The sequence below is a fragment of the Sphingobacterium sp. HSC-15S19 genome, assembly GCF_050433745.1.
Lineage (GTDB): Bacteria > Bacteroidota > Bacteroidia > Sphingobacteriales > Sphingobacteriaceae > Sphingobacterium > Sphingobacterium siyangense.
Genome location: NZ_JBNPWQ010000014.1, coordinates 146042 through 160387, shown reverse-complemented (window position 1 = coordinate 160387; position 14346 = coordinate 146042). Strand labels below are relative to the sequence as shown.

Sequence of the window (14346 nt, the reverse complement as noted above, 5' to 3'; positions counted from 1 at the left end):
GTAATAGATTAAATCTGGCAGTCTATTAATTATTTATTTTAAAAAAAAACGTAAAAATGCACCTAAGCTGGAACAACTCAGCATATAATCATTGTAAAAAACAAAGCAAAAGCGCTTTTGCTATTTGAAGAAAAAAAAAGCGAATGTGATTTTATCTAAATTATATGTTTTGTTGATTTTTCTCTTTTTGGTTATTGTTTTTAGTTTAAGTGTTTAATTGTGGATTCAAGATAGGATTTTAATTTTAAAGGGAAAAGGTTTTTTAAAAATTTTAAACAGTGCCGCTATAGATGTTACCTAAACAAATAATTGCTCCATTTATTGTCACTAGATTGATTTAGCCATTGTTTATAAAAAAAATGGCCATCAATTGATGGCCATTTTAAACTCAGATTTTAAAGACTATTGATAGCCTGCATTTTGTGTCAATTTATTATTGCGCTGAATTTCATCAGGAGAAATTGGCCATAATAAATCTGTTTCTTTGAATGTTGCACCAGATCCGTTCTTAGCTCCAATCAATGGCACGAAATCGACTTTACCAGCCTCAGTCGTTGAAATTACAGGGAACATTTTAGTTCTAACAATATCGTCCCACATTTTAAATTCCAATGGGAACTCGCGGAGACGCTCTTTCCAGCATTCTTTCACGAAATTATCTGCTGATAATGTTTGCAATTCGGTTGTATAAGCAGCAACTGATTTTCCTTCGGTATTTGCCCGTGCTTTTACCTGAGCTAAATAACCTGCAGCCTCGGCACTCACACCAGATGTTTTAGCGATTCCTTCTGCAGCTATAAGCAAGGCCTCAGGATAACGGTAGAAGTTCCAGTCTTTGGTTCCTCGACCAGTAACAGTAGTTGCTTGCTCATCAAAATAATACCAGATGCCGGCTTCCGTAGATTCCCAGGTCTTGTTGTTCACAGGGTTTGTATATTTCCAATGGAAAAACTGATTTGGTTGAATCCGCAGGTCTTTCGTATCGTAGACATTTAAAAATTGCTTTGTAGGCCCAAAAACACGTTCAAATATCGAATATTTATCAAACACGGATGTTGCCGAAGAACTAAATGCATACGTTGTCCACCAGCTGCTTGTGCTAATTGTTGCGTCATATTCCTGTGCATAAATCACTTCACTTAAATCATCCGTTGTACGCAATTTATTATAAGCGCTACTCATTTTAAGATCGACATTTTCAGTCATTTTATGAGCAGAATTGACAACAATTTTTGCCATCTCTGCAGCTTCACTATACTTGCCTTCTTGTAAATAAACATTAGCCAATGTCATGGCCGCTACATATTTTGTAATTCGATGTCCATTATCAGCAAACGTTTTAGCAGGTAAATCTTGTACAGCTTCTTTAAGATCAGTCTCGATTAACTGATACACTTTCGCAACCTCTGTTCTTTCTAGATAGAGATTATCTTCTAATGTTTCAACAGGCGTTGTGCTGAGCGGAATGGCACCAAACGTCTTAACCAGATAAAAGTAGTTATAGGCTCTAAAAAACTTCGCTTCTGCTAATAAAGATTTTTGCTGATCTTGGGAAACAAATGAGATAGTAGGAATATATTTTATTCCGGCGTTTGCAATATTAATTGCTTTATAACTTTCATCCCAAATGGTGTTCATTGAGCCGGTGATCAGGTTTGTATTTTGCTGTCTAGTTAACTGTCTAGCAAATAAACATACTCGTTCCTGCCCCTCATAGCTATTGGTAAAATAGCCTGTCAACATGGTATTCACCGAAGCTGCTGGTCCAATATAAGCGCTTCCTGCAACCGAATAACGTTGTGGAGCACCTCTTCTATATAATGAGTTTACCGTAGCTTGTGCTTGTGCCGGATTCTCGTAATACCCGTCTAGGGACAAATTAGACTGCGGATCCTCTTCCAAAAATTTATTACATGATGTTGTAAGACTTAATCCAAGCATTAACAACATAAAAAATTTATTTTTCATTTCCTTATTTTCTAATTTTTAAAATGTTACGTTCAGACCCAATGAAAAGGTTTTTGCTCTTGGGTAAGAGAAAAATGTCATATTTTGGCCAAACTTACTCTCTCCCTGTGAAGTACTTTCAGGATCGTATCCTAAAAATTCTTTTGCAGTGAATAAAAACGGATTATTTGCATTTGCGTATATTCTAACACGTTTTAGACCGATACGTTGCAATGCTTCTGGATTGAACGTATATCCCAACTGAATTAAGTTAACCCGTAAATACGAACCATCAGCTACCCAAGCATCATCCACATTGGTATCTTGTCCGGCATGTCCATTATTGGTCAAGTAAATAGCTTGTTCCATCGTATTTGGATTTGAGCCATTGTACGCATCGGTCAAGATATTTTTCAAACCATTGGTAATACCGAAACGGTCATACGTTGAATGGAAGAATTGTTGCATGACATCCACGCCTTTAACAAACTGCAGGTCCAAGGTAAAATCAAAATTCTTATATTTTAAATTGTTGATAAAACTGCCTGTCCAATCGGGCAATCCTTTACCGATAATCTCTTTCTCAGTCGTTCTTTTTGCACGTCCGATTTGACTTAGCGTAGCATTTCCGGCATCGACATCAGCTTGAGTATATACCCCCAATCTTCGGTAACCATAAAAACTATTTAAGTTCTCACCAACACGGATAACACTATTAGCACCACCTACCCAGCTATTCATCTGAATATCGGCATTGTTCTCACCTAATTTCAACACCTTATTTTTATTGTAATTGGCATTAAGTGAAGCATTCCAGCTAAAGTCTTCTTTATTGATAATCGTTCCTTTAATCATAATATCTAAACCCTGATTTTGCACAGATCCGATATTTTTCATCACTGTACTGAATCCTGATGCGGTTGGAATTGGCGCATCCAGTAGCAAGTCGGTCGTTTTCTTATGATAGAAAGACACATCAAAATTTAAACGATTTTGAAATAAGCCCAATTCAACTCCAGCATCAACCTGAGCGGTTTTTTCCCATTTCAAATTTGGATTCGAAATAGAATTCACAAAGGAATATGGAGCTCTTGAATTGTTTAGCAATATCGTTCCGGCATCAACAATTGCCAGGGACCTGTACGGATCAATCTCCGAGTTACCTGTTAATCCGTAACTTGTATGGACCTTTAAATTGCTAACGGTGGTATTGTCTTTCAAAAAGTCCTCATTCGACACATTCCATGCGAAACCAGCAGATGGGAAGAAAGCATATTTATTATTCTTACCGAATTTGGATGATCCATCATAACGTCCTGTAATTGTCGCCGAGTAACGATCGTTATAGGAGTAAGCTGCTCTTAAGAAATAGGAATTCATAGCCCATTTGTTCCAGCTAGACCCTGGTGTCGATGGTGTAATTCCAATTCCCATATTATTGTATTCATAAGCATCGTCGAAAAAGCCTTCGGTTCTAGAACTATTGAAGTCGTAAGTTCTTTCTTGCCAGGATAAACCTGCCATAGCATTAATGCGGTGTTTATCAAACTGCTTATTATAGGTCAGATAAGTCTCTTCTTGCCAATATAGGGTATTGGTATTGTTCATTTCAGCCCAGCCATTTGGTCTTGAGATATTATTCAAGGTAATGGAAGAATATCCTTTATACGCTTTTTTATGATTATCTATCCCCAATTGTGTCTTAAGATCCAAACCATCGGCCAGATGAAATGTTAGTGCCGCATTACCAAATATCTGTGTATTATAACGCATCCTCTTTTGCAAATCTAGGATAGACACTGGATTAGCCATTCCTTCAAACCCTAATTTGTCCGAAACAGTCGAAGATGATGAAAATGTATATTGTCCATTTTTATCGTACACAGGATACCAAGGAAGCATTTCAATCATGGTACGACGTGCCTCCTGTCCGCCACCATCTTCTGGTGTATAACGTCCCCAAGTATGGTTAACGGTTAAATTAATCGCTGTAGACAGCCAAGAAGTCGGTTTAGCATCATAGGCCATTTTTGCATTTACCCGTTTATTCCAGGTATTATTCATTACACCTTGTTGATCGGTATAATTTAAGAAAGCCCCAACAGATGATTTATCATCGCCTTGTTGTACACTTAACTGATGATTATGTGAAATGGCTGTACGCGTTGCTTCACGCTGCCAATCTGTATTATACAAAGGGTTACCATTAGCATCAAAATAGTTGGGATCATTAAACCAGGTCTTTTTATCCAAGGACCAGGATTTGCCCTGATACTTATTTTCATTTTCCAGGCCGATCATAAAGGCATCTACCCATTCCTGTCCATTCAATAAATCCATATACCGTTGAACAGAGCTTACACCAGCTGAACCTTGATAGTTAATTGTTCTGGATCCATCTTTATTTCCGCGTTTTGTCGTTACTAAGATAACCCCATTTGCACCACGTGCACCGTAGATCGCTGCCGAAGATGCGTCTTTCAATACCTCGATATTCTCGATATCATTCGGATTTAACAACTGAAAGTCTTCCATCACAACCCCATCCACGACATACAGTGGATTGGATGATGAATTGATTGTGGCCACACCACGAATGACCACACGGTTCGCATAAGCACCAGGTTGGCTCGAGTTAGAAAAGATATTAACCCCCGAAGCCTTACCTCTTAAGTTATCCAAGGGACTAAAGTTCTGATCTTTGATCATGTCGGCTCCTTTAACCATAGCAATGGAACCTGTTACATCAGATTTACGCATGGTACCATAACCCACAACGACAACTTCGTCCAATTGGCTCTGATCATCATCCAATTGTACAGAAACAGTTGCACCAGAAACAGTGACTTCTTTGGCTTTGTAACCAATGGAAGAAACCACCAATACATCCCCCGATTTAGCATCCAATGTAAAATTACCCAAAGCATCAGATTGTGTACCCTTTGAAGTACCTTTAACGGCGATGTTAACTCCTGAAATTGGTTTTCCAGCAGCATCCAATACTTTTCCTTTAACTTGCTGCTGCACATGGTTTACTTCTTTTACGAAGGATTTTCCATCGTAATTGGCTGAAGTTCCGACAGCGGCATTGACTTGTTGGAAAGTACCAGCAATGACAGCCAATGAGAAAAATAACTTTGATTTTTTCCCAAGCTGCGCAAGTGATTTTACGTCAACTTTGCTCATATTAATAGTGATTTGGTTTATAAAAACGTTTTAGCAAAAAGATGCTTAGAACGTCTAGTTTAATTTAGTTTCCCTTAATTGATGTTTTTAAAATCGATCTACTTTCTTAAAATTGCCTGCTATATTCCATTGCTTTCACTTAACAGAAAACGTCTGGGTTCAAATGTCTATGGTATTATTGCCGCATAGAATCTGCAATAAAGTCTGCTAAATCGCTTTTGCTTTTGTTGTAAAATTTTTTGGTTTCCCTATTTTGGTTTTTTAATTGCTTTTTTTTGATTACTTATTGGTTCATTAATTGTTTATTCGTTATTGTTTTCCTTTTTGGTTATTCTTTCTTGGTTTTAACGTGCTATTCGGGTGGAAAGATAGAACTTTAATTTTACAGAGGAAAGATTTATTTTCAAAACCTTTCCCCAGCACATTAGATATTTCCTTTCTTCATTTCGCTAATCGCATAATCGACAGATCGAGCCGAAAATGCCATATAGGTCAATGAAGGATTTTGTGTTGATGTCGAGGTCATACTTGCACCATCGGTGACAAAAACGTTTTTCACCGCATGCATCTGATTCCATTTATTCAATACCGAAGTTTTTGGATCATGCCCCATACGTGCACCGCCCATTTCATGGATATCCAAACCTGGAGCCTGCCAGTGTGTATCCGGGCGAATGTTTGTGAAGCCAGCATCTGTAAACATCTCCGTCATGACAGCAATGTAATCCTTTTTCATTTTTTCATCATTCTCATCATAATCGACAGCAATTTTTAACAAAGGAATACCCCAGTCATCTTTCTTACTGCTATCCAATGAAACCATTCCTGATTCTTTCGGTATCGTTTCACCCATCATGTGAGATCCAACCTGCCAAACACCTAATTTAGGATTCAACAAATTGTTCTTCAGATCTAGCCCTAAGCCCGAACGATCCGACTCTTTACTACGCGAAGCTCCGAAACCGGCAGCATAGCCCCTTAAAAAGTCCGTTTCCTGTTTGTGCAAGTTTCTGAAACGTGGAATATAGCCTCCACCGGCGGGATTCCGCCCTTCGGCCGTAAAATCCAACATCCCTTCATACTCTGCATAAATGCGTGCACTATAGTTGTGAAAGGCAACATATTTTCCGAGCACACCACTATCATTACCCAAACCATTTGGAAAACGGTTCGATTTAGAATTCAATAAGATCAAATTCGTATTGATTGCAGCCGCATTGACAAAAATCAGTTTGGCATAAAAATCAATTTCCTCTTTTGTATTGGTATCAATAACACGTACACCCACTGCCTTTCCCTTTTGTTCATCATAGAGAATCGAATGAACAACCGAAAATGGACGTAGCGTCATATTTCCGGTTTTGGCCGCCCAAGGAATTGTCGTTGCATTGGAACTGAAATATCCACCAAAAGGACATCCTCGCTGACAAAGTACGCGATTCTGACACTGTACACGTCCTTGTTCGATGTGAATCTGATTTGGTTTTGATAGGTGTGCACAACGTGCTGAAATCACTTTGCGCTCCGGAAATTTCTTTTGGACGCTTTCTTTAAAATACTTCTCGACAATATTTAAGGGGTAGCCTGGCAAAAACTCACCGTCAGGCAATTCAGGAAGTCCATCGTGATTACCTGCAATACCGGCAAATTTTTCGACATAAGCATACCAAGGCGCCAAATCAGCATAACGTATCGGCCAATCTACTGCAAAACCATCTCTCGCTGGCCCTTCGAAATCAAAGTCAGACCAACGTTGTGTCTGTCTCGCCCATAATAAGGACTTTCCACCAACTTGATAGCCTCTGATCCAGTCAAAAGGTTTCTCTTGAATATAAGGGTGTTCCTTGTCTTTTACAAAAAAATGGGCTGCATCTTCATGGAATGCATAACATTTGCTGACAATCGGATTTTCTTCTTTTACTTTGAAAGGCATTTCATTCCGATGTTCAAACTCCCAAGGCATCATATTGGTGGTTGGGTAATCCTTGATATGTTGCACATCACGTCCGCGTTCCAAAACCAATGTTTTCAAGCCCTTCTCGCACAACTCTTTTGCGGACCAACCGCCACTAATTCCCGAACCGATCACGATCGCATCGTAGGTTCTGTTTTTTTCACTGTCAATATTTAGATTTGCCATGTGCTATTTATGCCTTAACTTTTACCGCACCATTGTACGGACCCGGAATAAGTTTATAGATCACCTTATTCTTCATCACGTATTCTGAGTTCATATACCCCTGAATTGCACGCGATTTGAAGGTCTCAAAAAAAGCCTTCTCGTCGGTTTGGTCTTTTAACCCCGCCAAAGTGGTCTCAGTCTCTTTGTTATTTTTTAAATTCAACTGTTTTCTCAATTTGTTGAAACCAGCGACAAATTTAGCCTGATTTTCTGGCGACTCACAGTCATCTACCATTTTGATGACGAAAAGATGCAGGTTCAGATCCTTTCCTCCCGGTGTATCCGATTTCGGAATCAGGATGTTAGCCAGATCGCCCAAAAATTGCTCATCTTCCGCCGAAATCTTCAGCTTATTTAATACAATTGATGCACCTCCATCATTCAGACAGGACGACAAAATTGTCAGTCCGCCAGCGATAATGAAAAATTGCTTTATTGCGGTTCTACGGTTCATAATCAGAGTTCCCTTTACAATTCGGTAATATTACATATATCCGAATAAAAATACAAATGCTAAAACGATTAAATTATTTTACAACCCTCAAATCCATTGCGCCAACAGGGCTTTCGCCTCAGATAAGTTTTCCACAATGTTATCAACAGCTGTTAGTCTAGCACGTTCTACCTCTTGCTTCGTAACTGCAATCAACTGTGTCCCTGCTCCCAATGCCGATGTACTTCCTGTTGACGTATCCTCAATAGCCACACAGCGGTCGGCTGGTAGACCCAGATGTGTCAATGCCAAACGATAAGGTTCCGGATTGGGTTTTGGCAGCTCCACACACTCACGCGTGACAAAAAACTCAAAATAATCCAAAAGCTCGTGCTTGCCCAAAACAGTATCGACTGTGCTTCTATAACTCGAGGTCACAAGCCCAATACGGATATCTTCTGCTTTCAAAAAAGCTAAAATTTCTCGTGCTCCAGGCATCAATTCAATATCGCTCATGTTAGAATCGGCATAAGCCGCACGTGTACGCTTCCACATATGTTCTTCCGTCACGTCGTAGCCATAGTCCTCGGTAAGACGCTTGACATTATGTGCTAAAGTATGTCCAGCAAAATCGCGAATCCAATCTTCATAGTTGATCTGAAGGTTAAATTCCTGTTTTAATATAGGTGCCCAGTTTTTGAAATAGAAATATTCCGAATCAATTAACGTACCGTCCAGATCGAACAATACCGCCTGTATTTTATTCATAGTGCTAAAGATAGACAAGTAGGTGGAAAAATCCTATTAAATGACGCCACAATACGTAGAATTTGAGAATGCACCATGATACGTATCCCAAAAACCGATGTAGACATGATAATCAGCTTTTTTGCTTAATTCAACCGGTACGTCCACAAAACATTGGCCATCCCTAGCAGATGCAACTGCTGGTTTTAACGAGCAGAAATCATTTAAGCTAACACATGCTAGATTTAGCTTATAAATTTCATCATCATACACCGGGTTTGGTATCCATTCCAAAAATATACGACCTTCATTCACACTTACCTTAGTACCCGTGGGCGGTATTAGATCCCCCACAAACACATTCAAATTTTCAAAATTCACAACAGGATTATGATCGGCATCAAAAGCCAGTACATCATTGAAAACATGTTTTTGCGCGAGCTGAAATGCACCATATTTAGATCCATTTTCTTTTTTTAACTCATAGCCAAAATCAAAGACAGCCTTGTTCTCTGCACAAAATTTTCCGACAGCCTTCATTTTTTGGCGATGTAATCGCTGAGCTTCAGTCGGAGGTTTACTACTTTTCCTCCTTGCTCCCCGAATAATCCATTGCCCCATACGATTGTATCCATATATCGATCCAACTTTACCCCGGAAACCACCATTTGGACCATCTTCTAATATAGCCATATTTTAAGTTTTTTGTTTAATTGCAATCTTAACATCTACCGCTAAACAAATGATCAGTACTAAAGTTTTAATTAAGTTAGATATAAATTAGAATTAGGTTAGGTATAGTATAGGTTTTAGTTAGCTATAACCTATATTATACCTAACCAAAACCTAAACAAAACCTAACTAAAACCTATGTAAATAGTTACTTTGATAGTGTGTATAAAAGCAGTTGTTTTCCTTCATTTTTGGATAAGCTTTGGACATTTATTAAGTTTGTTGTGGTAAACGAAAACTAATGTATACCGAGTATGAATGCACGACAAGCTTTTAGAAGATAGCCATTACGTTCGTTAGCATAGCGCATTCCGGCCAAGTGTAGGTAGTTAACAAATAGCATATAGTACTTTCGAATACCGCCTCAAACGTACACGCGATGAAAACCGAGCTCATGAGTTCGCAAGAAATCTGAAAGCTTCATTGCCTTAAAAATTTATATCATGAAAATAATTGCAATCGGTCGCAATTACATCGACCACGCGAAAGAGCTCAATAATCCAGTCCCAGAGAATCCCATTATATTTTTAAAACCCGATACAGCGGTCTTAAAGGATAACAAAGATTTCTATTACCCCGAATTCTCCAAAAACATTCAGTTCGAAACCGAAGTTGTCCTCCGGGTCTGTAAGGAAGGAAAACATGTGACACCAAAATTTGCATCAACCTATTTCGATGCTATCGGCCTAGGGATTGACTTTACCGCAAGGGACGTGCAGCAAGAATTAAAAGCAAAAAGCCTTCCCTGGGAATTGGCAAAAGCATTTGACCATTCGGCAGTCATCAGCAACCTGATTCCTAAAGAAGAATTTGCGGAAGTAAATTCGATTGATTTCTCCCTGCAGCAAAATGGGCAAAAAGTTCAGCAGGGAAATACCAAGGATATGATATTTTCCTACGAAGATCTGATTGTATATACCTCCAAATTTATTACCCTACGCAAAGGTGACCTCATTTACACCGGAACTCCAGTTGGTGTCGGATCTGTAGCCATCGGCGATTTATTGGAAGGTTTCATTGGCGAACAGAAGATGTTTAGCTGTAAAATCAAATAGCTGGGAATAGCATGATAAAAAAAACGACAGCAATGCTCTCCCTGCTGGCCTGCATGGCAGGTCTAAGCAAGGGACAAGATATTATCAAAAGCCGCAATTATCCACAAAATTATTTTGTACGCCCCATGGACATTGCGCCGCAGGCTTCAGGATCGTTCGGCGAATTGCGCGCAACGCATTTTCATGGTGGAGACGATTACCGGACACAACAACGCATCAATATTCCTGTGCATGCAGCGGCGGAAGGTTTTGTATCCCGCGTCAGGGTACAGATAGGTGGTGGTGGTAATTATGTTTACATTGATCATCCCAATGGTTACACCTCGGTGTACATGCACCTCGAAAGTTTCAATTCGGATCTTGCGAAAATCATCAAAGATGAGCAGTACAAGCAAAAACGTTTTGATGTCGATATATTTCTCAAACCCAACCAAGTACTTGTAAGAAAAGGTGAGTTTATTGCAAATTCGGGCAATACAGGCGGGTCTGCAGGTCCACATCTTCATTTTGAAATCCGGGATACAAAAGCACAATTGCCGCTCAATCCGCAATTGTTTGGACTGTTGTTTCCAGACGGTGTCAAACCGATTATCCGCGGTATGACGGTCTACGATTTGGGTTCCGAACTGTTTGATGAAAATACGCCCCGCAGGCATCAAACCATCAGATCTGTTGGTAGCGGCAATTATAGTTTAGCAACAAACGCCCCTATCTCTGTGAATGGTACCTTTGGATTGGGAATCAACACCGTTGATAAACGGAGAGGAATCTCTTTTACATATGGTGTATATTCGATTGAACTATTTTTAGACAATAAAAACATCAGCACGGTACTGTTCGAATCCATTCCTTTTGATCAGACCCGTGCGATACAGTCCTACGTAGACTACCCTTATTTAAAAAAGTCAGGGGTACGCGTGCAAAAGAGCTTCAAAGATCCTAACAATCCGATCAACATCTTCAAAAACTTGGATAACCTCGGTAAAATCACGTTGAAAGACAATGAGGTACATGATGTAAAATATGTCGTTAAAGATGTCCAAGGGAATACGAGCGAATTGAATTTTAAGGTGCAGAATAACCCTTCACTTTCCATCAGCCGCCCAAATGCGAAGGGGCTTAAAATGTTTCACTATGCCGATGAAAACAAATATGAAGCGGAGAATGCTCGGGTTTATATGAGCAAAAATATATTGTATGACGACCTTTACTTCAATTATTCGCAGGGAGCAAAACCTGCAAAAGGCTACTCGGCAATGCACTATATCCACAACGCTTATACACCGGTGTTCGGATATTATAAGCTCATGATCAAACCAGACTACAGCTTGTCTGAAAATCTTTATGACAAAGCCTTGATTGTTTCTTCTGATGGCGGAGCACAAGGTGGTCAATATGAGAACGGCTGGGTGGTAGCCAACGTACGCGAATTTGGTGGTTTTTACATCGCTGTCGATACCATTGCACCAAATATCACTGCGCGTAACCTGACTGACGGCAAGAATGTTTCCAATCAACGCTCCATCGATTTTACCATCAGTGACAATCTATCGGGTATAGCTACTTTTGACGCTTATATTGACGGGAAATGGGCTTTAATGAAATATGACCCTAAAACAAGACATATCTGGCATGACTTCGAACCGGAACTCAGCAGTGGCAGACACGACTTTAAACTTGAAGTGAAAGACAACAAAGGGAATTTGAAGGTCTACGAGGCTTCATTCTCCACATCGCGTTAACAGCTAATTTCAAACTTACAACATTTGTCCGACCTGATCTGCTACATTAATTGCAATTTTCGAATTTTGGTTCAAACAAAAGGGAAATGATAAAATGAGTAAATGAAAAGAGTCCTGGAATTGGCGAGGACTCTTTTCCTTTACTCAACAATAACATGTATACCGGCCATGCTCGCCTTATATTTAATCTTTTCGATCAGCCCATAGTAACTCCAATTGCGCAATAAAAATTCATCTTCTTTAGCGACCTCCTCTTTAGAAGTTTGATTGACCAATAGCAGTGTTCCAGCCTCAGATTTCACACAGATGTCTATCAAACGACGGCTATATAAGTGCAGTCGACTATCGACATAGCGACGTTCTTTCTCCTCAAAATGATCCAGACTTTGTAACTTCTTCTTTCTGCCATGTCCACCTTTGTTATAAGCAGCTGCTTTTTGTATCCGGTGTCTTGCTGCCTGAATGGCCATTCGTCTGTATAAAAACTCTTCTTTATTTCCTATTTGAAAATTGTCCTTATCGATACATACGGTGATTGGATGTTCCACTGAAAGCGAAGCTTCGGCGATAATATGTTCTTTGAGTTCAAGTTGTTTCTTTGGAAGCTCGAGCGCCAAGAGCAAGAATAATTTCCCTTTCACAATTTTGATGGAACTGGTGCATATTTTGATCTGGCCGACTAAGGCTCTTTGTATAAGGACTCTTTTATCCGACCGATCTTTACCCAGATAGGTACGGAAAGGAATTTTGAAGAGTGTCAATTTGAAATCCCTGCCTTTCTCATCATTGCTTAGTTTGATCTGATCTCCACCGAAGGGAATCGGCATATCTTTTTTATAATTGCGCAACGACTTTTCGCCTTTCCAGTAAGCCAAACGATCTGTGCTATATGCTCTATTCAAAGTCATGTTCATCGCTGAAATAATTTTTGACGGTAGCTTCCCTTTAAAATACAACGATAGTATACGATAGGTCGTATTCATTTTTGAAGACGTGAAAATGCCGTCGGGATCCTTTTTGAAGTCCGCCAGTTTTACCTTAACATCATCGCGCAGGTAGATCAGATCTTTGATCTGTTCTTGTACATATTGATGCGTCATCACCATATTGGCACCTCTATACACCATATCCTGCCATTCAAATAATTGTTTGAAGTATGCTGCGCGTTGCTCTTTATCTTCACAATCCAAATAGATCTGTATTTTGCGTGTTAAGATGATCGTATCCTTTTCCATAATTTTTTTATTATGCGGTTTTCTTATCTGTTTTTAGCTTGATATGTGCCTGTACAAACAGCTTCTTTACCATAGATGAATTCAGTTTTAATGCTTCTGCGATTTGCTCAAAAGACAATTGCAATTCGTAGCGCATATGGAAAATTTCTGCCTGTTGCTCATCAAATTCACCCTCCAGCACGATCTTTCTCGGTCTATTCAAAAGCTCCATTTTTTGCGAGCTATTAAATACTGATCGGAGCGTATCAATTGTTTTTTCTACCTGCAGGCTAACTTCATAGTCTGAAATTCCGCCGAGATAGTAGGCAATACGCTCGTAGTTAAAACTGTATTTCAGACAGAGCTTAATGAATAATTGTTGTTGTTGGTTAAGACTTGGCAACAGCTTGCCAAGTTGATCCAAACGCAGTTGCTTTTCCTCTTCCAGTTTTTCCAGATAAACGAGATCCATCTCCTCCACTTCTTCCGTTTCGTAGCCTAACAAAAATTCCTGATAGTCCTCAATAGCATCCAGGCGAAGCAAGCTGCGGTGAAATCTATTTCGCGATTTGTTGAAGAAAGCATGGAGAGCGGCCTTGACTTGTGCTTTTAAAAAGGCTAAAATATGGTCCACATCTTTAACCTCCCTTCGAAATAGCCATAGCCTCAATATAGCTTCCTGTGCAATGCTCTCCGCAGCACAGTCATCTTGCGTGGCGCGGTATGTTCGTGCAAAGAGGCAGTTGTAAAAGCGATGGTAGAAAAAATTCAGGCCTCGTTCGTCTCCGTTTTGAAGTAGAGCGATATACTTTTCTGTTTGCTTTTGTTGTAAAGTTTTATTCATAATCCATGTTTAATTGGTTTATCACTTTTACAGATCTCGGCCGAATCTGACGGATTTCTCGAAAAACCTTGATCTTATGATAGGTTTATATTAAAGCTGAATAGCACATTGACAAACTAGGTATCGATATATGTTTTATTGAACAGATTTAAAGCGAGCGCCAACCTTTGTGTATACGAATTATTGATATGCTACGGAAAACGAGTAAGCGAACGCCAATTGTGTAAGTTTATATCAAAAGCAAGCCCACCTATCGTATATACT

The 14346-nt window shown here is 39.4% G+C and carries 10 protein-coding genes; 2 read left to right on the top strand and 8 right to left on the bottom strand.

Translation table 11 applies throughout. The features are described 5' to 3' along the window. Positions 1–402: 402 nt before the first annotated feature. The 6 genes from L1283_RS13565 to L1283_RS13540 form a co-directional block, all read right to left on the bottom strand. Positions 403–1968, bottom strand: a complete 1566-nt coding sequence (locus tag L1283_RS13565) for a RagB/SusD family nutrient uptake outer membrane protein (protein WP_088163119.1) — start codon at positions 1966–1968, stop codon at positions 403–405. 18 nt (positions 1969–1986) lie between these two features. Then, positions 1987–5133, bottom strand: coding sequence for a SusC/RagA family TonB-linked outer membrane protein (locus tag L1283_RS13560; protein WP_088163120.1), 3147 nt, complete (start codon positions 5131–5133; stop codon positions 1987–1989). Positions 5134–5557: 424 nt separating this feature from the next. Next, entirely contained in the window at positions 5558–7273 is a 1716-nt protein-coding gene (locus L1283_RS13555) for a GMC oxidoreductase (protein WP_088163121.1), read from the bottom strand. A 7-nt stretch (positions 7274–7280) separates the two neighbouring features. After that, complete coding sequence (locus tag L1283_RS13550; RefSeq protein WP_070570191.1) at positions 7281–7769, bottom strand: gluconate 2-dehydrogenase subunit 3 family protein; 489 nt, start codon at positions 7767–7769, stop codon at positions 7281–7283. Between the two features lie 87 nt (positions 7770–7856). Further along, positions 7857–8516, bottom strand: coding sequence for an HAD family hydrolase (locus tag L1283_RS13545; RefSeq protein ID WP_070570193.1), 660 nt, complete (start codon positions 8514–8516; stop codon positions 7857–7859). 36 nt (positions 8517–8552) lie between these two features. Further along, entirely contained in the window at positions 8553–9188 is a 636-nt protein-coding gene (locus L1283_RS13540; protein ID WP_088163122.1) for a DUF6266 family protein, read from the bottom strand. Positions 9189–9670: 482 nt separating this feature from the next. Here L1283_RS13540 and L1283_RS13535 point away from each other — a divergent pair, with 482 nt between their 5' ends. Beyond that, positions 9671–10282, top strand: coding sequence for a fumarylacetoacetate hydrolase family protein (locus L1283_RS13535; protein WP_070570197.1), 612 nt, complete (start codon positions 9671–9673; stop codon positions 10280–10282). Between the two features lie 11 nt (positions 10283–10293). Continuing rightward, positions 10294–12024, top strand: coding sequence for a M23 family metallopeptidase (locus tag L1283_RS13530; protein WP_232475627.1), 1731 nt, complete (start codon positions 10294–10296; stop codon positions 12022–12024). 140 nt (positions 12025–12164) lie between these two features. Here the strand turns inward: L1283_RS13530 and L1283_RS13525 are convergent, their stop codons facing one another. Both L1283_RS13525 and L1283_RS13520 read right to left on the bottom strand, forming a co-directional pair. Then, on the bottom strand, positions 12165–13259 hold the full coding sequence (locus L1283_RS13525) for a hypothetical protein (protein ID WP_088163123.1): 1095 nt from the start codon (positions 13257–13259) through the stop codon (positions 12165–12167). Between the two features lie 10 nt (positions 13260–13269). Further along, positions 13270–14082, bottom strand: a complete 813-nt coding sequence (locus L1283_RS13520; RefSeq protein ID WP_088163124.1) for an RNA polymerase sigma factor — start codon at positions 14080–14082, stop codon at positions 13270–13272. Positions 14083–14346 lie beyond the last annotated feature (264 nt).